This window comes from Bosea sp. NBC_00550, from assembly GCF_026020075.1.
Classification (GTDB): Bacteria; Pseudomonadota; Alphaproteobacteria; order Rhizobiales; family Beijerinckiaceae; genus Allobosea.
In genome coordinates this window covers 446,711-467,538 of record NZ_CP102772.1, presented here as the reverse complement: position 1 = coordinate 467,538, position 20,828 = coordinate 446,711, and the positions used below count along the sequence as shown (strand labels likewise).

The 20,828-nt window shown below is 66.5% G+C and carries 18 protein-coding genes; 11 read left to right on the top strand and 7 right to left on the bottom strand.

What is annotated here, in order from left to right; genetic code table 11:
• The first annotated feature begins 136 nt into the window (after positions 1-136).
• The 5 genes from NWE53_RS02245 to NWE53_RS02225 all read left to right on the top strand — a co-directional run bounded on the left by NWE53_RS02245 (position 137) and on the right by NWE53_RS02225 (position 4,925).
• Positions 137-1,015 carry a branched-chain amino acid ABC transporter permease gene (locus tag NWE53_RS02245; RefSeq protein ID WP_265052766.1) on the top strand — a complete coding sequence of 293 codons (879 nt, stop codon included), beginning with the start codon at positions 137-139 and terminating at the stop codon, positions 1,013-1,015.
• Positions 1,012-2,019 (top strand): branched-chain amino acid ABC transporter permease, encoded by a 1,008-nt coding sequence (locus tag NWE53_RS02240; RefSeq protein WP_265052765.1) that lies wholly within the window; start codon positions 1,012-1,014, stop codon positions 2,017-2,019. Before NWE53_RS02245 ends, NWE53_RS02240 begins: the two co-directional genes overlap by 4 nt.
• Positions 2,016-2,759 carry an ABC transporter ATP-binding protein gene (locus NWE53_RS02235; RefSeq protein ID WP_265052764.1) on the top strand — a complete coding sequence of 248 codons (744 nt, stop codon included), beginning with the start codon at positions 2,016-2,018 and terminating at the stop codon, positions 2,757-2,759. The genes NWE53_RS02240 and NWE53_RS02235 overlap by 4 nt, the downstream gene beginning before the upstream one ends.
• A gap of 100 nt (positions 2,760-2,859) precedes the next feature.
• Positions 2,860-3,597 carry an ABC transporter ATP-binding protein gene (locus tag NWE53_RS02230; protein ID WP_265052763.1) on the top strand — a complete coding sequence of 246 codons (738 nt, stop codon included), beginning with the start codon at positions 2,860-2,862 and terminating at the stop codon, positions 3,595-3,597.
• Positions 3,598-3,800: 203 nt separating this feature from the next.
• Positions 3,801-4,925: a zinc-dependent alcohol dehydrogenase family protein gene (locus NWE53_RS02225; RefSeq protein ID WP_265052762.1), complete on the top strand. Its 1,125-nt coding sequence runs from the start codon at positions 3,801-3,803 to the stop codon at positions 4,923-4,925.
• 161 nt (positions 4,926-5,086) lie between these two features.
• Here NWE53_RS02225 and NWE53_RS02220 read toward each other — a convergent pair whose 3' ends face one another.
• Positions 5,087-6,520 (bottom strand): aldehyde dehydrogenase family protein, encoded by a 1,434-nt coding sequence (locus tag NWE53_RS02220; RefSeq protein ID WP_265052761.1) that lies wholly within the window; start codon positions 6,518-6,520, stop codon positions 5,087-5,089.
• A 204-nt stretch (positions 6,521-6,724) separates the two neighbouring features.
• Between NWE53_RS02220 and NWE53_RS02215 the strand changes: the two genes are divergently transcribed.
• On the top strand, positions 6,725-7,870 hold the full coding sequence (locus tag NWE53_RS02215) for a CaiB/BaiF CoA transferase family protein (RefSeq protein WP_265052760.1): 1,146 nt from the start codon (positions 6,725-6,727) through the stop codon (positions 7,868-7,870).
• 10 nt (positions 7,871-7,880) lie between these two features.
• On the opposite strand, the gene NWE53_RS02210 is transcribed toward NWE53_RS02215, so the two are convergent.
• Positions 7,881-8,504: a glutathione S-transferase family protein gene (locus NWE53_RS02210; protein WP_265052759.1), complete on the bottom strand. Its 624-nt coding sequence runs from the start codon at positions 8,502-8,504 to the stop codon at positions 7,881-7,883.
• 115 nt (positions 8,505-8,619) lie between these two features.
• Between NWE53_RS02210 and NWE53_RS02205 the strand changes: the two genes are divergently transcribed.
• The 4 genes from NWE53_RS02205 (at position 8,620) to NWE53_RS02190 (ending at position 14,688) form a co-directional block, all read left to right on the top strand.
• Positions 8,620-10,590 (top strand): bifunctional 2',3'-cyclic-nucleotide 2'-phosphodiesterase/3'-nucleotidase, encoded by a 1,971-nt coding sequence (locus NWE53_RS02205; RefSeq protein WP_265052758.1) that lies wholly within the window; start codon positions 8,620-8,622, stop codon positions 10,588-10,590.
• A gap of 154 nt (positions 10,591-10,744) precedes the next feature.
• Entirely contained in the window at positions 10,745-12,661 is a 1,917-nt protein-coding gene (locus NWE53_RS02200) for a putative bifunctional diguanylate cyclase/phosphodiesterase (RefSeq protein ID WP_265052757.1), read from the top strand.
• A gap of 42 nt (positions 12,662-12,703) precedes the next feature.
• Positions 12,704-13,744, top strand: coding sequence for an aspartate carbamoyltransferase (locus tag NWE53_RS02195; protein WP_265052756.1), 1,041 nt, complete (start codon positions 12,704-12,706; stop codon positions 13,742-13,744).
• Entirely contained in the window at positions 13,741-14,688 is a 948-nt protein-coding gene (locus NWE53_RS02190) for a hypothetical protein (RefSeq protein WP_265052755.1), read from the top strand. The genes NWE53_RS02195 and NWE53_RS02190 overlap by 4 nt, the downstream gene beginning before the upstream one ends.
• Here the strand turns inward: NWE53_RS02190 and NWE53_RS02185 are convergent.
• The 5 genes from NWE53_RS02185 to ccrA all read right to left on the bottom strand — a co-directional run bounded on the left by NWE53_RS02185 (position 14,660) and on the right by ccrA (position 20,284).
• The gene (locus tag NWE53_RS02185) at positions 14,660-15,400 is read right to left on the bottom strand and encodes an SIMPL domain-containing protein (protein ID WP_265052754.1); all 741 of its coding nucleotides are present in this window, start codon (positions 15,398-15,400) and stop codon (positions 14,660-14,662) included. The genes NWE53_RS02190 and NWE53_RS02185 overlap by 29 nt on opposite strands.
• Before the next feature lie 134 nt (positions 15,401-15,534).
• Positions 15,535-17,223: an acyl-CoA dehydrogenase family protein gene (locus NWE53_RS02180; RefSeq protein WP_265052753.1), complete on the bottom strand. Its 1,689-nt coding sequence runs from the start codon at positions 17,221-17,223 to the stop codon at positions 15,535-15,537.
• Positions 17,224-17,298: 75 nt separating this feature from the next.
• Positions 17,299-18,180, bottom strand: coding sequence for a DMT family transporter (locus tag NWE53_RS02175; RefSeq protein WP_265052752.1), 882 nt, complete (start codon positions 18,178-18,180; stop codon positions 17,299-17,301).
• 104 nt (positions 18,181-18,284) lie between these two features.
• A complete protein-coding gene (locus NWE53_RS02170) occupies positions 18,285-18,944 on the bottom strand; it encodes a glutathione S-transferase family protein (RefSeq protein WP_265052751.1) in 660 nt (219 codons plus the stop codon).
• 68 nt (positions 18,945-19,012) lie between these two features.
• Entirely contained in the window at positions 19,013-20,284 is a 1,272-nt protein-coding gene (gene ccrA / locus NWE53_RS02165; protein ID WP_265052750.1) for a crotonyl-CoA carboxylase/reductase, read from the bottom strand.
• Between the two features lie 204 nt (positions 20,285-20,488).
• On the opposite strand from ccrA, the gene NWE53_RS02160 reads away from it, so the two are divergent.
• On the top strand, positions 20,489-20,791 hold the full coding sequence (locus NWE53_RS02160; RefSeq protein WP_265052749.1) for a hypothetical protein: 303 nt from the start codon (positions 20,489-20,491) through the stop codon (positions 20,789-20,791).
• The last annotated feature ends 37 nt before the right edge of the window (positions 20,792-20,828 follow it).

The window sequence follows — 20,828 nt, the reverse complement described above, 5'->3', positions numbered from 1 at the left end:
CCGGGCGAGCAGCGCTCCACCCGGGATCCATCGACGGGCGTCGCTGCTGCATGGATCCCGGATCTCCGCTTCGCTTCGTCCGGGATGACGCGCGCGAATTGAACACGAAACGCTCTCCAACCGAGCGCATATCGCCATGGCCGAATTCATCGCCTATCTCATCGCCGGCATCGCCACGGGCGCGATCTACGCACTCGCCGCGATCGGCTTCACGCTGGTCTGGCAGACCTCTCAGACGATCAACTTCGCCCAGGGCGAGTTCGTCATGCTGCCGGCCGTGCTGATCCTGCTCGCGGTCAAGCTCTTCGGCTTGCCGCTCTGGGCCGGCGGCCTCCTCGGCATCGCGGTCTTCCTGCTGGTCTTCGGCGCCGGCTTCAAGCTCGTCGTGGTCGACCCGATGATCAAGCATGGCGTGCTGCCGCTCGCCATCGCCACCATGGCGCTGTCGATCATCATGAAGGAAGGCGCCAAGGACGGCTTCTCGGCGGAAGCGCAGAGCTTCCCTTCGCTGGTGCCGACCGACATGATCACCCTGCTGGGCGCATCGATCTCGCTGCAGCATCTCGCGATCATCATCGTCGCCTTCGCGGCCATCGGCCTGCTGCAATGGTTCGTCGGCGGGACGAAGCTCGGCCGGCAGATGCAGGCGACGGCGCAGAACCCGACCGTCGCGCGCATCGTCGGCATCCCCGTGGAGCGGATGGTGCTGCTCACCTTCCTGCTCAACGCTGCGCTCGCCGTGGTGGCTTCGCTGCTGATCTCGCCGATCTACCTGGCGAAGTTCTCCAACGGCGAGACCATCGGCCTCTTCGCCTTCATCGCGGCCATCGTCGGCGGCTTCAACCAGGTGCGCGGCGCGCTCGTCGGCGGTTTGCTGATCGGCGTCGCAGACTCGCTTGCCGCGGCCTATGTCTCGTCGCAGTACCGGCTCGCCGTGCCGCTGGTGCTCCTCGTCGCCATCATCCTGATCAAGCCGGAAGGGCTGATGGGCCGCAAGGAGGAGCGCCGCGTATGAGCGCCCCCGCCCTGCAGAATCCTGCCGCTGCTCCGCGCCGCCCGGCTCGCCGGATCGACGCCGCCCTGGTCGCGCTCGTCCTCGGCGCCGTCATCCTCTGGTTCGCGCCAGTGGGGATGGGCCGCTACGGCACCTATGTGCTCTCGCTCTGGCTCGTCATGAGCATCGGCGTGATGGGGCTCAACCTCACCCTCGGCTATGCCGGCCAGACCTCGCTGGCGCAGGCCGCCTTCATGGGTCTCGGCGCCTACGCCACCGCGATCCTGACCACGAAATACGGGGTGAGCTGGTATGCCGCCTTCGGCCTCTCGGGGTTGCTGACCTTCGCCGTGGGCATCCTGCTCGGCTTTCCGGCCCTGCGCGTGCGGACGCATTACCTCGCCTTCGTGACGCTCGCCTTCTCGACGCTGATCTGGCTCGTCCTGCGCAACGAGCAATGGCTGACCGGCGGCGTCTTCGGCATCTCCAACATCAACCGGCCCGACTTCCTCGGCATCAAGCTGTTCGGCGCACTTGAATTCCACCGTTTCGTCGTCGTCGTCACGTTGATCCTGTCGCTGGCGCTGTGGTGGCTGATCCGCTCACCTTGGGGACGCGCCTTCACGGCGCTGCGCGAGAACCCGGTCCGGGCCGCAAGCCTCGGCATCGACACGCGCGCCTATACGCTGCTCGCCTTCGCGATCGGCTCGGCCTATGGCGGCTTTGCCGGCTCGCTCTATGCGCCGCTGGTCGAGTTCATCGACCCCTCCCCGTTCTCGCTGTCGCAGAGCCTGTTCCTGCTGCTGATGGTGGTGGCGGGTGGTGCCGGCTACCTCTTCGGCCCCTTCATCGGCGCGCTGCTCGGTGTCGTGCTGCCGGAATGGCTGCGCTTCGCCGGCTCGCTCTACCTCATCATCTTCGCGACGATCGTGCTGGCGCTGCTGATCGTCTGCCCGCAGGGCGTCAGCGGGCTGTTCGAGCGCGGCTGGAATGCCTTCCGGCGGAAGTCAGGAGGCGCGCGATGAACCCGGTCCTCGAAGTCCACGACCTGCACAAGGCTTTCGGCGGCATCAAGGCTGTCAACGGCGTCTCGTTCTCGGTGAACGAGGGCGAGATCCTCGGCATCATCGGGCCGAATGGCTGCGGCAAGTCGACCCTGTTCAACTGCATTCTCGGCCAGCTCGAACCGACGCAAGGCGCGGTGAAGCTCGACGGGCTCGACGTGACCAATATGCGCCCGTCCGATCTCAACCGGCTCGGCGTCAGCCGCACCTTCCAGTTGCTGCAGGTCTTCCCCGAACTGTCGGTGCGAGAGAACCTCATCCTCGCAGGCCAGGAGCACCAGGGCTCGATGCTCGGCCGCCTGTTCGGCGCGCGCGATGCGGGACTGTCCGAGAAGGCCGAGCAGATGATCGGCTTCTTCAAGCTCGGCCATCTCGCCGATGCCAAGGCGGGCGGGCTGTCCTATGGCCAGCAGAAGCTGCTGGATGCGGCGATGGCGTTCATGGCCGGGCCGCGCCTCGTGCTGCTCGACGAGCCTGCGGGCGGCGTCAACCTGACCATGCTGGGTGACCTGAAGGAGCGGCTCCGCGCCATCAATGCCGAGCAGGGCGCGACCTTCGTCGTCATCGAGCACAACATGGATTTCGTGATGAGCCTGTGCTCGCGCGTGATCGTGCTGGCCGAGGGCAAGGTGCTGGCCGAGGGCACGCCCGCGGAGGTTCGTGCCGATCCGGCGGTGATCGAAGCCTATCTCGGGCATTGAAACATGCGTCATTCTCGGGCGGAGCGCAGCGCAGACCCGAGAATCTCCGGCAAGAGATGCTCGGGTCTAGCCCGAGCATGACGGCAGGACGGAGCAAGGAATGACCACCCCCATCCTCGAACTCGACGGCGTGGTCGGCGGCTACGGCGCCATGACCATCCTGAACGGCACCAGCTTCGCCGTGAAGCGCGGCGCTATCACCACCGTCATCGGACCGAACGGCGCCGGCAAATCGACCGTGTTCAAGGCGATATTCGGGCTGCTCAAGCTGCGCGAGGGCCGCATCCGCTTCGACGGGCAGGACATCAACGGCTGGAGCCAGCGCAAGCTGCTCGAAGCCGGCATCTGCTATGTCCCGCAGGGGCGCAACATCTTCCCCGAGCTGTCCGTGCGCCACAATATCGAGCTCGGTACGGTCGCCGCCGGCTCCGGCATCACCGACATGCCGCAGCGGATCGAAGCGGCGCTCGACCGTTTTCCCGCGCTGCGGCGGAAGGCCGACGCGCAGGCCTCGACGCTGTCGGGCGGCGAGCAGAAGCAGCTCGAGATCGTGCGCGGGCTCCTGCTCGATCCCAGGCTCGTGCTGATCGATGAGCCTTCGATCGGGCTTTCGCCGCTGCTGGTGCAGGAGACCTTCGGTATCCTGCAGGACCTGCGCGCCAAAGGCGTCTCGATCCTGATGGTCGAGCAGAACGCCCGCTCGGCGCTGGAGATTTCCGATGAGGGGCTGGTGCTCGAACTCGGCCGCACCCGCATGCAGGGACCGGCAGCGGACATCCTGGCCGATCCGCGCATCGGCCAGCTCTTCCTCGGCGGCACGCTGACCGACGCCGCCTGATAAAACCTCCGTCGTCATTCCGGACAAGCCGCGAAGCGGCGCCGATCCGGAATCCATCAAAGGGCGGTGCGCTCTACGATGGATTCCGGGTCTCCGCTTCGCTCCGCCCGGAATGACGGAAGAGGGCTAGCCATTCCGCTTTGACAGCGGCGCCCTCACCTGTCGGGATGGCGCCGGACCACGAGACCGGAGCCTCAAGCCCCATGAAGATTCGCGCCGCCGTCCTGAACGCAAGCCCGGTCGCTGCGCCGTACGCTCAGAGCCGCCCACTCCGGATCGAAGAACTCGACCTCGCTCCGCCCGGCCGTGACGAGGTGCTGGTCAGGGTACGGGCCGCCGGGCTTTGCCATTCCGACCTTTCGGTCATCGACGGCAACCGCCCTCGCCCGGTGCCGATGGTGCTCGGCCATGAGGCGGCGGGCGAAGTCATCGAAACCGGCGAAGGCGTCGATGATCTCAAGCCCGGCGACCGGGTGGTGATGGTGTTCGTGCCGTCCTGCGGCCATTGCGCGCCCTGTGCCGAAGGGCGCCCTGCCCTGTGCGAACCCGGCAACGCCGCCAATGGGCGTGGCGAGATGCTCGGCGGCGGGCGCAGGCTCTCCATCGACGGCCATCCGGTGCACCATCATATCGGCGTCTCCGCCTTCGCCGAGCACGCCGTCATCTCGCGCCGCTCGCTGGTCAAGATCGAAGCCGATATCCCCCACGAGATCGCGGCGCTATTCGGCTGCGCCGTGCTGACCGGCGTCGGCGCGGCGGTGAACACCGCTCGGATCAAGGCCGGCGAAACGGTTGCGGTGGTCGGGCTCGGCGGCGTCGGGCTTTCGGCACTGCTCGGCGCGATCGCCTGCGGCGCCTCGCGCGTGATCGCCGTCGACCTCGCCGACGACAAACTCGAACTGGCGCAGGCGCTGGGCGCGACCGATGTCTTCAACGCCGGCACTCCCGACGTCATCGAGGCGATCAAGCAGGCGACGAAGGGTGGCGTCGATCACGGGCTGGAGATGGCCGGTTCGGTCAAGGCGCTCGACCTCGCCTACCAGATCACCCGGCGTGGCGGCACGACGACGACGGCAGGCCTCGCCAATCCCGCCCATACGCTCTCGCTTTCGCCGGTGAGGCTCGTCGCCGAGGAGCGGACGCTGAAGGGCTCCTATGTCGGCTCCTGCGTGCCCTCGCGCGACATCCCGCGCTTCGTCGAGCTCTACCAGCGCGGACGGCTCGCCGTGGACAAGCTCTGGACCAGCTCGGGCAGCCTCGACGAGATCAACGAGGGCTTCGACGCACTGAACGAAGGCCGCACGATCCGGCACATCGTCAGGATGTAGTCCGGTCCTTCCGTTCACGCCGTCATCCCGGGCGACCGGAGGGAGACCCGGGATCCATGCCTGAGCGCTTCCGAAGAAGGTTCAGGCATGAATCCCGGGTCGGCGCCGCGGACGCGGCTTATCCGGGATGACAGGGTGGAGCGGTGAAGACCCTCCTGCCCTCAACCGTGCTTGTGCACGATCGTCTTGGTCACCGCGAACTCTTCCAGCGCGATGAAGCCCTTCTCGCGGCCGTGACCGCTCTTGCCGGTGCCGCCGAAGGGCAGTTCGATGCCGCCGCCGGCGCCATAGCCGTTGATGAAGACCTGGCCGGCGCGCACGCGCTTCGAGACGCGCTGCTGGCGCCCGCCGTCCTTGGTCCAGACGGCGGCGACGAGGCCATAATCGGTGCCGTTGGCGGCCTTGATCGCGTCGTCCTCGTCCTCGAAGGGGAAGGCGGCGAGGACGGGGCCGAAGACCTCCTCCTGCTCCAGCCGGTTGCCGCGCGGCACGGGGCCGAACAGCGTCGGCGTGACGTAGAAGCCGCCATTCGGCACGCCCTGGGCGATCTGGCCCTGCGCGATCACCGGGATACCCGCTTCGCGGGTCTGGTCGATGAAGCTCTGCACGCGACCGCGCTGCTTGGCGTTGATCACCGGGCCGCAATCGAGATCCATCTCCGGCGTGCCGGCCTGCAGCTTGGAGAACTCCTTGGCGACGGCCGAGACGACATCGTCATAGATGCTCTTCTGGACGAGCAGGCGGCTGCCGGCCGAGCAGGTCTGCCCGGTGTTCTGGACGATCGCCTTGCAGGCGATGGGCACGAGCGCATCGAGATCGGCATCCTCGAAGACGATCTGCGGCGACTTGCCGCCAAGTTCCAGCGTGCAGGGAATGAGATGCTCGGCGCAGGCGTGCTGCACCATCTTGCCGACCTCGGGTGAGCCGGTGAAGGACATGAAGCCGATGCCCTGATGCGAGGAGAGCGCCGCGCCCGCCTCATGGCCGCGCCCAGCGACAATATTGATCGCGCCATCGGGGAAGCCGACCTCGCTGGCGAGCTCGGCAAGGCGGAAGGCGGTGGCGCTGGCATCCTCGGCCGGCTTCAGCACCACGGCGTTGCCCATGGCGAGCGAGGCGGTGAGCGAGCGGCCGAACATCTGTGCCGGGTAGTTCCAGGGCAGGATATGGCCGGTGACGCCATGCGGCTCGTGGATCACGCTGACGCTGTAGCCGTTGAGAAATGGGATGATTTGGCCGTGCACCTTGTCGGCCGCGCCGCCATAGAACTCGAAATAGCGGGCGGTGGCGTCCATATCGGCGCGGGCCTGCCCCATCGGCTTGCCGGTATCGCGCGCTTCGAGCCTGGCGAGTTCGTCGTGGTGATCCTGGACCTTGAGCGCGAGCCTGGCGATCAGGCGCCCGCGCTCGGCCGCCGTCAGTCTACCCCAGGCACCGTCGAAGGCGGCGCGGGCGGCCTTGACCGCGACGTCGATGTCGGCAGCGTTGCCACAGGCGATGCGGGCGAATTCCTCGCCGGTGGCGGGGTTGAGCTTGGCGATGGTTTCGCCTGTCTGGCCAGGCACATAGCGGCCGTTGATGAAATGTTGATTCATGTTGGCTCCGATCGCTCTGGCCGGTGGCGCGGCCCCGGCGGAATCGCGCGGCAGGCTGCCGGCTGGCGGACCTCGGCGCAAGCTGGCGGCAGGCCGTGGCGCCCCGCAACAGGCGCAGGGCCGGCGGGACAGCGCCCGTTTGACAGGCACGACGCGGCCCCGTTTTGCTGAAGACAGGATTACAGGGGAGGATCTGGACCGCCAATGACTGGGGCGCTTGAAGGAATCGTCGTTGTCGCGCTGGAGCAGGCCGTGGCCGCACCCACGGCCACCTGCAAACTCGCCGATGCCGGTGCGCGCGTGATCAAGCTCGAGCGGCCGGAAGGCGATTTCGCACGCGGCTATGACGGCTTCGCCAAGGGGCAGTCGTCCTATTTCGTCTGGATCAATCGCGGCAAGGAATCCTGCCGCGTCGATCTGCGCCGGCCGGAGGACCTGGCTCTCGTCGAGGCGATGATCGCTTCGGCCGATGTCTTCATCCAGAACCTCGCGCCGGGCGCGGCCGGGCGCCTCGGCCTGGGCAGCGCGACGCTGCGGCAGCGCCATCAGCGCCTCATCACCTGCGACATCTCCGGCTATGCGCCCGGCACGCCGCATTATCGACGCAAGGCCTATGACCTGCTGATCCAGGCCGAATCCGGCCTGGCGGCCATCACAGGCACAGCTGATTCCGGCCCCTCCCGCATCGGCGTCTCGATCGCGGATGTCGCCACCGGTCAAGCCGCCTATGCCGCGATCCTGGAGGCTCTGCTGCGGCGGGCGCGCACCGGCGAAGGCTCGGCGATCGCGCTCTCGCTGTTCGACACGCTCGCCGAGCTGATGAACGTGCCCTACATCACCCGTCGGCATGGCGGCGTCGAGCCGGCACGCATCGGCCTCGCCCATCCCTCGATCGCGCCCTATGGCGTGTTCAGGCTGCTCGATGGCGAGGTGCTGGTCTCGATCCAGAGCGAGCGGGAGTGGCAGGTCTTCGCCCGCGAGGTGCTGGAGAGCCCGGAACTGGCTGATGATCCGCGCTATGCTTCAAATGTGCTGCGCGTGGCGGCCCGTGCCGCGCTCGACAGCGCGGTGCAGGCGCGGCTTGGCCAGCGCCGCTTCACGGAGGTCACCGCGGCGCTCGATCGTCATTCCATCGCCTATGGCACGGTCTCGACGGTCGGCGATCTGATCGACCACCCGGCCGCCACCGCCCTGCCCGTACCGACACCGCGGGGGCCGATCGAGGTGCTGGCGCCGCCAGTCATCGTCGACGGCCAGCGCGTTACGATGCGGCCGGTGCCCGCGCTCGGCGAGCACGATGCCGCGCTGCGAACGGAATTCGCGGTCACTGTGGCTGCAAACCGCGCCTGAGGCGGCGGCCTCAAGCCGGGGCGACGAAGGGCTGCGAGATCTCGTGGAAGACGGGCAGCGCTTCGAGTGCAGCAGCATGCGCTGCCAGCGCCGGGATGTCCGCCTCGGCGACCAGACCCGGATGTGCCTCCCTGATGAAACGCAGCGCTACAGCCGCAGCGATGTCGGCGTGACTGATCGCATCGCCGAACCAATAGGGGCTCGTCCGGGCGGCGCGGTCGCGTTCGAGGGCGGCAAGCGTCGAGAGAATCTGGGTGCGGCAGCGTTCCGCCCAGACGGCCGAGATTTCCTTGTGGAGCCGCAACTCATAGAACAGGCTGACGGCCTTCTCCGCTGCGCCCATGGCGAGTGCGGCGACGGCAAGAACATGGCGGCGCATCGGGCCGGTGCGCGGACAGAGCGCCCGTTCCTCGCCAACGAGATCGTCGAGGCAATCGATCATGCTGAAGCTGTCGAACAGTACTTCGCCGTCGTCGAGCACCAGCGTCGGCACCCGCATCAAAGGGAAGGCCCGGACCTGCTCGCCATCGCCGAAGACCGACCAGGGGCGGTGCTCGAAAGCCAGGCCGTAGAGCGCCAGCGCGATGCCGACCCGGCGCACGAAGGGCGAGTCGTACTGGCCGATCAGGATCATCGCAGAGCCTCGTTCATCATGGTCTGAAAGAGTTACGGTTGACTCAATCTTTCCCCTGTCATGGGCTCGCCGCAATGCTACCGTCCTGCTCCGGTGCGCAAAGCTGGAGCTGAACATGGCACACGGTCATCGGGCGCGGGGTCATCATCTCAACCGGCGCGAGACGCTGAAGGCCGGAGCCGTCATGGCCGCCAGCGCCGCCCTCCCTGCAGCGGCCCAGGCGCCGGCACGGCTGAAGCTGCGCGTGCTCGAAACCACCGACCTCCACGTCAACGTCGTGCCATACGACTATTTCCGCGATACGTCCGACGACACGGTCGGCCTCGCCAAGACCGCGAGCCTCATCAAGGCGGCACAAGGCGAGGCGAAGAACAGCCTGCTGTTCGACAATGGCGACTTCCTGCAAGGCTCCTCGCTCGGCGACTACATCGCCTACAAGAAGGGGCTGAAGGCCGGCGAGACCCACCCGATGCTCGCCGCCATGAACGCCCTGCCCTATCTCTGCGGCACGCTGGGCAATCACGAGTTCAACTACGGGCTCGAATTCCTCGACCACGGCCTCGCCAAGGCGGAGTTCCCACTGGTCTGCGCCAATGTCGAACGCGTCGGCGGGGGAGCGCTGGTCGATGCCTGGCGGCTGTTCGAGCAGAGCTTCGAGGACGAGGCCGGGAAACGGCATGTCCTCCAGATCGGCGTGATCGGCTTCGTGCCGCCGCAGATCATGCAGTGGGACAAGGCGAACATCGACGGCAAGCTCGTCGCGACCGACATCATCGACGCGGCCGAGAAGCACTTGCCCGACCTGCTGGATGCCCAGCCCGATCTCGTCATCGCGCTCTGCCATTCCGGCATCGCCGGGGGCGATCGGCGCGGCATGGAAGAGAACGCGGCGCTGCATCTCTCGAAGATCGAGGGGATCGACGTCATCCTGACCGGCCACCAGCATCTGGTCTTTCCCGGCGGCAAGGCCTTCGACGGCATCCCCGGCGTCGACAACGTCAAGGGTGCGCTCAATGGCAAGCCGGCCTGCCAGCCCGGCTTCTGGGGCTCGCATCTCGGCATCGTCGATCTGGAGCTGGAAAAGCGCGGCGAGCGCTGGCGCATCGCCGATTTCAAGGTCGAGGCCAAACCGATCTACGAGCGCACGCCCGATCGCAAGATCGTGCCGAAAGCTGCGGCCGAGCCGGCGATCCTCGCCGCCGTCAAGGCCGACCACGAGGCGACGCTGACCTATATGCGCGAACCGGTCGGCAGCACGGCATCGCCGATCAACTCCTATTTCGCGCTGGTGACGGACGATCCTTCGATCCAGATCGTCTCGGAGGCGCAGATCGCCTATGCCAAGCCGCTGATGGCGCAGACGCGCTGGAAGGATCTGCCGATCCTTTCGGCGGCAGCGCCGTTCAAATCCGGCGGGCGCGCCGGCCCGTCCTTCTACACCGATATCCCGGCCGGGCCGCTGGCACTGAAGAACATCGCGGACATCTATCTCTACCCGAACACCGTGCAGATCGTGAAAGTCACCGGTTCGGAAATCCGGGAATGGCTGGAGCGCTCGGCCGGAATCTTCAACCGCATCGATCCGGCGAAAACCGAAGAGCAGCCGCTGATCAACCAGGGTTTCCCCGCCTTCAACTTCGACGTCATCGACGGGGTGAGCTACCGGATCGACGTCACCCGGGCCTCACGCTATGACGGCGACGGCAAGCTCGTCGCGCCTGATGCGCACCGCATCCGCGATCTTTCCTTTGAAGGGCAGCCGATCGACGAGCAGGCCAATTTCCTCGTCGTCACCAACAATTACCGCGCCTCTGGCGGCGGCAATTTTCCGGGCACGCGGACGACGATCGTGCTGGAAGCACCCGACCTCAACCGCGACGTCATCGTCCGTCACATCGTCGGCCAGAAGGCGATCGAGCCGAAGGCGGACGGCAACTGGTCGCTTGCGCCGTTGCCCCCGGGCGTCAACGTCACTTTCGTCACCTCGCCGGCAGCGGCCGACAAGTTGCCGCCGAGCCTGAAGGCCGCCCCCGCAGGCGAAGCTGCGGAAGGTTTCATGAAGTACCGGCTCGCAGCAAAACTCTGAAATACTAGGAAAAACTCACACAAATTGCCGGCGAAACTACAGCTTCCACATACCGTTCCTTAATAGATTTTTATCGAGAATGGAGCGTTCGTCGGGTCAATCCAGACCCGACGACAGGGTGCTCCTCATGATCGTTGATGTTCACGAAAACGACATGACGATGAAATCGGAACTGGTGGCCGCACTTTATGCGACGCCCGGCACGATCCTCATCGGCACCGTGACCGTAACCGCGGTCATGATCGCGGCCGGGCTGCTGACAGGCAACGACCCGCTCTTCTATGCGATGGCCGCCGGCATGATCGCGATCGGCGGCTTTCGTTACGCCTCGCATCGTCACTACAAATCCATCCGCCTCCCTTCCGCCACCGCGAACGACATCAGCCGGATCGAAAACCTCGCCATGGCGGGAGCGTGGTCGACGGCCGTGCTGATCGCCGCCTTCGGCTCCTACGCGATCCTGCGCTACACCTACGAGCCCGTCGTCGTGCTCGCAGTCGCTCAGACGATCGGCTATCTCGCGGGCATATCGGGGCGCAACAGCTCGCGTCCGATGATCACGCGGGTGCAGGTCCTGGCCGCCGCGGCGCCGTTCACGCTGGCCCTGCTCTGGACGCGAGACCCCGCCTATCTCGTCATCGCGCTGTCGGTGGCGCTGACCGCCGTGCTGACCTTTTCCAGCGCACAGGTGATCCACCAAATCTTCCTGGCCCGCCTGCGCTCGATGCGGGAGTTGGAGCATCTCGCCGTCAACGACACGATCACCAGCCTCTACAATCGCCGCGGCTTCATGCGCGAGATCCGGGCCATGTCGGCCGCGGGCCGGCCGGTGACGCTGATCTCGATCGACATCGACCGGTTCAAGGGCATCAACGACAGCCTCGGCCACGATGTCGGCGATGCGTTGCTGAAAGCGGTCAGCGAGACGCTGATCACGGAAGTCGACGCCGGCGACATCGCGGCCCGGACCGGCGGCGACGAGTTCATGGTCGCCACCACGCGCAATGCCGAGGAGGCGTCTGCGCTCGCGGCCCGTCTCGTCATGTTGCTGGCGAGCCAGCGCATCATCGGCGGGCGGCATGTCATCGCCACTGCGAGCATGGGAATCGCGCCGGCCGGCTGCGCCCCCTCGATCGAAGAGGCGCTGAAATGCGTCGACATCGCGCTCTATCGCGCCAAGCTCGACGGGCGGAACCGCTTCGTCCTGTATACCTCCGCCATTCGCGACGACCACGAGGACACCCTGGCGCTCGAAACCGAACTGCGCGAGGGGCTTCGCCGCGGCGAGTTCGAGCTGTATTTCCAGCCGATCTATAACCCGCGCTCGGGCACGGCGACGCTGGCCGAGGCTCTGTTGCGCTGGAACCATCCGCGCCGCGGCATGGTGAACCCAAAGGTCTTCATCCCCCTGGCCGAGCGAACCGGGCTCATCACCGTGCTGGGTTCCTGGGCACTGGGAGAGGCGATCCGGACCGCACTGACATGGCCCACCCATGTCGGCGTCAGCGTCAATGTCTCGGCGCGCCAGTTCGACCACGGCCATGACCTCGTCGGCACGGTCGAGGCGCTGATCCGGATGAGCGGCATCGAGCCGGAGCGGCTGACGATCGAGATCACCGAAAGCTCGCTGATCGACGATCCCGACCATGTCGTCTCGCGCCTGGTCGCGTTGCGTGCGCTCGGCGTGCGCATCGCGCTCGACGATTTCGGCACAGGGTACTCCTCGCTGAGCTATCTCGCGCATCTGCCGATCGACACCATTAAGATCGACCAGGCCTTCACCCAGGAGGTGGGGACCTCGCGCAAGGCCGATTCGCTGATGAATGTCATCACCCAGCTCGCCCACGACCTCGAACTGCGCCTGATCGTCGAGGGCGTGGAAACGCGGGAGCAGCTCGAGATCATTAAAAAGCACGCAGTTCATGGCATTCAGGGTTTTGTTTTCGCTCGGCCGATGACAGCGGAGGAATTGCTGCCCATGATCGGCACTCGTGTAGCGACGGGACGGACGAGGGCGGCACGCCCGCGCTCCGGCTGGCGCAAGTCGGATCGCTTCAGCCAAGTTGCCTGAAACGCTCCGGCTGCAGACGCCCGCGCGAGCCGGAGGCCTTGGATGCAGCGCCCGAACTATCCGAGCGGGAAGGATCTGCTGAGCGCCGATGCCGTTTCGCGCTTCGACCTCGACGACATCATCGAACGGGCCGAGCGGTATCTGCGCGAGGAAGACATGGAGAAAGCCGGGCTTCCCCTTCCCGAGCAGCCGCCCGCGCCGCGCCGGCGGCCGAAGGTGATCGCGACGCTGTTCGACCAGCGCAGCACGCGTACGCGGCTGGGCTTCCAGGCCGCGGCCGCCCGGCTCGGCCACCAGTCGATCGATGCCTACGACACCGACCGCAGCCGCATCGGCAGCGCGACGGGCGAGTCCATCGAGGACCATATCCATACCGTCGAGCTCTACAGCGATCTGATCGTGGTCCGCTCGCATATGGAAGACATGCCCTACCGCGTGGGACGGCTGAGCTATCTGCCGGTCATCAACGCCGGCAACGGCGCCGACGAACACCCGACCCAGGCCCTGATCGACATCTTTGCCATCCGGCAGATGCGCGGCGAAATAGAGACCCTCAGCATCGCCCTTTCCAGCGACACGCGGGCGCGCTTCGCCGTCTCCTTCGTCAAGATGCTCAGACTCTGCCCGCCGAAGCGCTTCACGCTGTGCTGCCTGCCCGACGTGCCGATCAACCCGGTGATGCGCGAGGCCATGGCCGTCCTCGCCGATCTCGGCAGCACCGTCGGCGTCGTGCACGACATCCGCCAAACGCTCGACCACGACGTTCTCAGCATCCAGATGCAGGACATGAGCAGGTTCGCGCATGCCGCGCTCGGCAACGAGGCCGTCGACAAGGAAAAGGAAAGCGAACCCTTCACCCTCACCGCACGCAAAATCCTGGATGCCCGGTCAGACACGCTGATCCTCAACCCCCTTCCGCGCTTCTCGGAGCTCGACACCTCATGCGACAGCCTTCCGAACGCAGGCTATTTCCGCCAGGTTCAGCTCTCGGTGCCGACACGGATGGCCATACTGGACCGCATGCTGTCGGGAATTCCCTGGACCGGACAGGCCGACAGTTTCCGGCGTTCCTCGGGTGGATGAGCGCCTACCTCGCTTCCTACCTCGCCATCGCCCTCTCGATCCGCCTCCTGGCGGGCTATCTCACCATCATCGAAATCGGCCTGCTACGCTCGATCGGCAGCCTCGCCATTGCCAGCTCCATCGTCTGGGCGAGCGGCGCCGGGCGTCTGCGGAGCTTCCTGCCCACAAGGCTGCGCGACGACATCATCCGCAGCGTGCTGCATCTTGTCGGCTCGCTGGCGCTGATCTGGAGCCTGTCCCATCTGCCGCTGACGCTGGTCACCACCATCGAGTTCACCGGCCCGCTTGTCGCCGCGATCCTGCTGTTCCTGACGTTGCGCCGGAGGCCCGGCGCCGTCCCCGCGCTCGGCCTGGCTCTTCTCGCGATCGGCATCGGCCTGCTGCTCCTCAAGCTGAACGCCGTGCCCAACAGCGATATCGCGATCGCAGTCGGCGCGGTCGCCGTCCTGACGACGACCAATCTCATGCTGGCCGGCCTGGCCATGCATCGCAGCACATTGTCCATCGTGGTGCTGATGCATGCGATCCAGCTGCCGCTCTACCTGCTGCTCTGGTTTGCCGTGCCGGAGCAGTGGTCGCCGCCCCCGCAGCCTTACCGCCTCGCCTTTCCGGCGCCCGAGCTTGCCGTGATCGGCGGAGCGGTTCTGGCGCTGATCGTCGGCGGTTTCGTCTCGCAGGCAGCGCTGGCCAATGCCTCGCGCCACGCTACGCCGCTCCAGCTTTGCAGCGCGGACACGCTGCGCGTGCCATTGATCACTCTGGCGGCCTATCTGGTCCTGGCGGAGCTGCCGCCGATGGACCTGCTGCTGCCCGGGCTTGTCGTCCTGTGCGGCGTCGTCGTCGCCAGCCTGCCGCAGCAGGCCGGCTCCAGAGTTCGGCAGCGGCCGGCAGACAAGCCCGGCCGGCTGCCCGGGGTCAGTTCGCGATCTCGAAGACCACGTTGACCTGCGTGCGATAGGTGTTCTCGCCGCTCGCCAGCGGAACCGAAGCGTCGCTCGCCGCCATCCGCATCGGCCCTCCATAAGGCATCGGACGCGGCAGGTTCGACTGCTCCTCGATCGCCAGGATCCGGCCGAGCTTGATGTCGGCGGCCTCGGCCAGGGTCTTGGCCCGGGCGATGGCATCGGCGACCGCGAGCTTGCGCGCCTCCGTCAAGGTCGGCTTGAGGTCGTCCTTGACGAAGACGATGCCGCCACCCTGGTTGACCCCGAGGCTGACCGCCTTGTCGAGGATGGCGCCGGCATCGGCGAGCTTGCGGACACGGACCGTCACGCCGTTGCTGACGGTGTAGCCATTGATCTTCGGCTCGACATTGCGCTCCTTGCCGGGCTGGGCAAAGCGCGGCTGGATGCTCAGGCCAGAGGTCTGCAGGTCGCGTTCGGCAACCCCGGCTTCCTTGAGCGCCGCCAGCACCTGCTTCATCGCATCATTATTGGCGGTCAGCGCGGCACGCGCCGTCTCGCCCTCGCGCAGCACGGACAGGTTGAGGATCGCCATGTCGGGCGCGACAGCCACCTCTCCCTCGCCGGTCACGCTGATGCGCGGCGCCGGTTGCGGGCCGGCCAGGTTCTGCTGGGCCATCGCGGAGGCGGAAAACAGCGCGGCAGCGCTGACGAGGACGGTTCCGGCCAAAGCGAAGGCAAGGCGATTCGACATGATGACTCCTGATGCTCCCGGCATTCGATCGGCCGGGCTGCTCATCCGAGCAGGGACATCTTGTCGAAATTATCACGGCATGCCCTGAAAAGCGGCGCCCGCGGGCCGATGCCGCGCGGCGCCATCGGCCGGGCCTATTCCTCCACCAGACGGCGCGCGATCACCTGCGCCTGGATTTCGGCCGCGCCCTCGAAGATGTTGAGGATGCGGGCGTCGCAGAGCACGCGGCTCACCGGATATTCCAGCGCGAAGCCGTTGCCGCCATGGATCTGCAGGGCGTTGTCGGCGGCCGCCCAGGCGACGCGGGCGCCGAGCAGCTTGGCCATGCCGGCCTCGAGGTCGCAGCGCCGATCGGCATCCTTCTCGCGCGCGGCGAAATAGGTGAGTTGCCGGGCGATCAGGATTTCGGCCGCCATCATCGCGAGTTTGTCGGCGACGCGCGGGAAGGCGATCAGCGGCTTGCCGAACTGGATGCGCTCCTGCGCGTAGCGCAAGCCTAGGTCGAAGGCCGATTGCGCCACGCCGATGGCGCGGGCAGCCGTCTGGATGCGCGCCGCCTCGAAGGTCTGCATGAGCTGCTTGAAGCCCTGCCCCGGCACACCACCGAGCAGGTTCTCACCCTTGACCACGAAGCCGTCGAAGGCGAGCTCGTATTCTTTCATGCCGCGATACCCGAGCACCTCGATCTCGCCGCCGGTCAGCCCCCCCACCGGGAAGGGGTCCTCATCGGTGCCGCGCGGCTTTTCCGCGATCAGCATCGAGAGGCCCTTGTAGCCCGGCTCCGACGGATCGGTGCGGACCAGCAGCGTCATGATGTCGGCGCGGACGGGATGGGTGATCCAGGTCTTGTTGCCATGGACCTTCCAGACGGCGTCCTCCCCCTCTCCTTCCTTCACCGCCCTGGTGCGCAGCGAGGCGAGGTCGGAGCCGGTGTTCGGCTCGGTGAAGACGGCGGTCGGCAGGACCTCGCCCGACGCGAGCTTGGGCAGCCATTTTTCCTTCTGCTCGGGCGTACCGCCGCAGAGGATGAGTTCGGCCGCGATCTCGGAACGGGTGCCGAGCGAGCCGACGCCGATATAGCCGCGCGACAGCTCCTCCGAGACGACGCACATCGAGACCTTCGACAGCCCCATGCCGCCGAATTCCTCGGGGATCGTCAGGCCGAAGACGCCGAGCTCGGCCATCTTCTCGACGACCGGCATCGGGATGTATTCGTTGGCGAGGTGCCATTCATGGGCATGGGGCGTCACCTCCGCAGCGCAGAAGCGGCGCATCTCCGAGCGGATAGCCTCCAGCGTCTCGTCGAGGCCGGGATCGCCGACGCTGGCCGCGCCCTGATCCTGGCTGAACAGCGCAACGAAGCGGGCGCGGTTCTCCGGCGTGTTACCCTCCGCGATCAGGGCCTCGGCCGCATCCGAGTGAGCGGTGGCAATGGCCTTCTGCGACAGGCCGAGCGCCGGCAAACGGACGATCTCGCCCTGGCTCATCGGAATGCCGCCGAAGATCTGCGCGGCATATTCACCGGCGCCGATCCGCAGCGCGCAGTCCTCGACGGCACCGTAGCGCCCCTCGCCCTGCAGCCGCTCGCCATAGGCCTTGAGCTCGCGCAACGCCGCGACATAGGTCGCGAGCCAGGACAGTCCGTGCGCCGCATGCTGCTCCGCCTCGAGCCGCGCCGAGGAAATGCGGCCGTCGACGAGCACCTTCTGCCGGACCGACGCGACCGCTTCCTGGAACAGCGTCTCGAAACCCGGCAATGCCGCGCCGATCAGCTCGATCGCATTGGCCCGGCTTTCCGGCTTGGTGGCGATGCTGGCGCCCATGATTTCGACCTCCCTTTGTTGCGGCGCAGCATAAGGGGAGTTCAAGCGAAACCGAAATCCTCCTTTTTGCGGAGGCTATTTCCGGCTCGCCAGGACGACGCCGAGGATGGTGACGGCCATGCCGCCGATCTGCAGCGGCGAGAGCGTCTCGCCGAAGAGAATCCAGGCCTCCACGGCGACCAGCGCGGGCACGAGATAGAGGAAGGTCGCGATGCGCGAGACCTCGCCGCGGCGGATCATGAAGAAGTAGAGTCCGATGCTGCCGAGCGAGAGCACGACGGCAGACCATGCCAGCACCAGCAGCATGGTCAGGTTCCATTCGATGTGCATCGGCTCGAACGCAAAGGCGAAGGGCAGAACGACGAGGCAGGCGGCGACATACTGGATCGCCGTCACCGTTCGCAGGTCGCCGGAGGAGACGTGCGCCTTCTGATAGAAGGAACCCAAGGTCACGGAGAACATGCCGATCACGTTGATCAGGATCGGGCCGAGGATGCCCCACAGTGCGGCGGGCTGGACACCGGCGAGCTGGGGCTCCAGCACGATCGCGATGCCGGCGAAGCCACAGAGGATGCCGAGCCAGCGGACGCCCGAGATACGCTCCCCCAGCATCACCGGAGCGAACAATGCCGTCAGCACCGGCTGCAGGCCGGCGATGAGCCCGGAGATACCCGCCGGAAGCCCGTGGCGCACCGCCCACCAGAGGCAGCCGAGATAGATGCCGTGCAGCAGGATGCCGGAGATCGCCGCGTCGCGCAGCGCGCGCCAGCTGCGCGGCCAGGGTGCGCCCATCGCCAGAGCCAGCAGCGAGACGAGCAGCGCCGCGCTGGCGAAGCGCACGGCGAGAAAGGTCAATGCATCGGCATAGCGTGCCGAATAGCCGGCGACGATCCAGCCCGTCGACCAGAGGAAGGTGAAGACCAGCGGTATCGCGCGCAGGATGAAGGGCGAGGACATTGAAACCTGGGACCGCCGGACCTCGGCGTCTCTATCGCCGATGCGCCCACCGATACAGAGCGCCAGCGCGCCTGGCCCATGTCCCTGCCGAGGGGCAAGGCCTCTCAGTCGCGGTCGGGAGCGCCGGGCGGAAACAGCTTGCGGAAGGGCCGGGCTTCGTCGACCGCCCGCGCGAATGATGGCCTCGCCAGCAACCGGGCACGGTAGGCGCGGACATGGCCGAATGCGGTATCGATCCGGTGAACCCAATCGGCATAGAACAGCGACGGCGCGGCCGCGCAATCGGCCAGGGTGAAGTCGTCGCCACAGGCCCAATGGCGCTGGGCGAGCGCCCCGTCGAGCCAGCGATAGGCGTCGTCCAGCTGCTCGCGCGCCCTGGCGACGCCATAGGGATCGCGTTCCCCGGCGGGCCGCAGATGGTCGAAGACGATCGCCTGCATTGGCGTCATGACGTAGTTATCGAAGTAGCGATTCATCATGCGGACGGCGAGCGCGGCTTTCGCATCGGTCGGCAGCAGCCGCACCGGCCCGGGATGGAACAAGCCGAGATGCTCGATGATGACTGTCGATTCCAGCACCGCCGTGCCGGCATCGACCAGAACCGGCATGCGCTTCATCGGCCACAGGGCAGCCCAGTCGGCACCGGCCTCCGGATCCTCGGGCCCGAGCATGCGATATGTGAAGGGCGTCTCGTTCTCGTAAAGCGCGATCAGCACCTTCTGGCTGTAGGAGGAGAACGGATGGGCATAGAGCGTCAGCGACACGGCTTCCTCCTGACTGATCTTATTTTGCAATCAGCCTATACGAAAACCGATCCTGTTTTGCAATCGGATTATCTCCCGAGCGCCTCGGCCACATCCTCATAGGTCCTGAGGCCGGTGCGCGGCGCATAGACGAGCACAGCCATGTTGCCCGGCGCGTGCTGGTTCTTCCACATCTTGTGATGGGCGAGCGGGATCTTGTCCCAGGGGAAGACCTCGGACATGCAGGGGTCGATGCGCCGGTCCAGCACGAACTGGTTGGCCGCGCTCGCCTGCTTGAGATGGGCGAAATGCGAGCCCTGGACGCGCTTCTGCCGCATCCAGACATAGCGGGCGTCGAAGGTGATGTTGAAGCCCGAGGTCCCCGCGCAGAACACCACCATGCCGCCGCGCTTGGCGACGAGGCAGGAAACCGGGAAGGTCGCCTCGCCGGGATGTTCGAAGACGATGTCGACGTCCTTCTTGCCGGTGATGTCCCAGATCGCCTTGCCGATCTTGCGGGCTTCCTTGGTCCACTCCGCATATTCCGGCGAATTGACCGTGGGCATCTGGCCCCAGCAGTTGAAATCCTTGCGGTTGATCACGCCCTTGGCACCGAGGCCCAGGACGTAATCGCGCTTGGTCTCGTCGGAGATGACGCCGATGGCGTTGGCGCCCGACGCCGCGCAGAGCTGGACGCCGAAGACGCCGAGGCCGCCGGAGGCGCCCCAGACGAGCACGTTGTCGCCCGGCTTGATGGTGTGCGGGGCATGGCCGAAAAGCATGCGGTAGGCGGTCGCCAGCGTCAGCGTGTAGCAGGCGGACTCCTCCCAGGAGAGATGCCTCGGCTTCAGCATGAGCTGGCGCGACTGCACCCGGCAGAACTGCGCGAAGGAGCCGTCCGGCGTCTCGTAGCCCCAAATGCGCTGCGAGGGGGAGAACATCGGGTCGCCGCCATTGCACTCCTCGTCGTCGCCGTCATCCTGGTTGCAGTGGACGATGACCTCGTCCCCGACCTTCCAGCGCTTCACCTTGGAGCCGACGGCCCAGACGATGCCGGAGGCATCGGAGCCGGCGACATGCAGCGAACCCTTGTGGACGTCGAAGGGCGAGATCGGCTGGCCGAGGCCCGCCCAGATGCCGTTGTAGTTGACGCCACCGGCCATCACGAGGAGCAGAACCTCCTCTTCGCCGATCGACCAGGTCGGCACAACCTCGACCTGAAAGCTCTCCTGCGGCGGCCCGTGACGCTCGCGCCGGATCGCCCAGGCATACATCTTCTCCGGGACATGGCCGAGCGGCGGCAACTCGTCGAGTTCGTAGAGGTCCTTCAACGGCTTCACGGCAGCCTGCGACTTCGACATGGTCGTCTCCCCTGCTCTGATCCGTCCGTCGCGATGCCTAGAACATCGCGGGCGGGATTATCCGCCGATCATGCATCATATGCTGCGCTGCGCCATTCATCTAAGGAATCACGCCGCAACGCAAAATCCAACTCCACCGGGCGCTTGCGGTTTCTTCACCGTTGAGCCCCATCCTGCGCGCTGGCGCGACACGGAGGGGAAGCGATGCGCAGTCTGCTGATGATGATCGGCCTGCCGGACCTGCCGCTCCTGTCGATCCTCATCGTCGTGACGATGATCGTGCTGACAGCGCTCCTGTTCGGCTGGATTTCCGACATGCTGCTGGGAAACGCCGGCTTCGGCATCATGTTCAACGCCGGGCTCATCCTGATCGGCGCCTACGCCGGCGCATGGCTTTGGCACCGTTTCGGCATTCCGACGCGCATCGATGCCAACGCATTGCGCGCGGCGATCGCGGTCGGATCGGGGCTTGCCCTGGTGGTCGTTGCAGCGGTCGTCAGGCCGTGAGGGTCAATCCCGAAGCGGGATTGCGATGGCCCCGCGC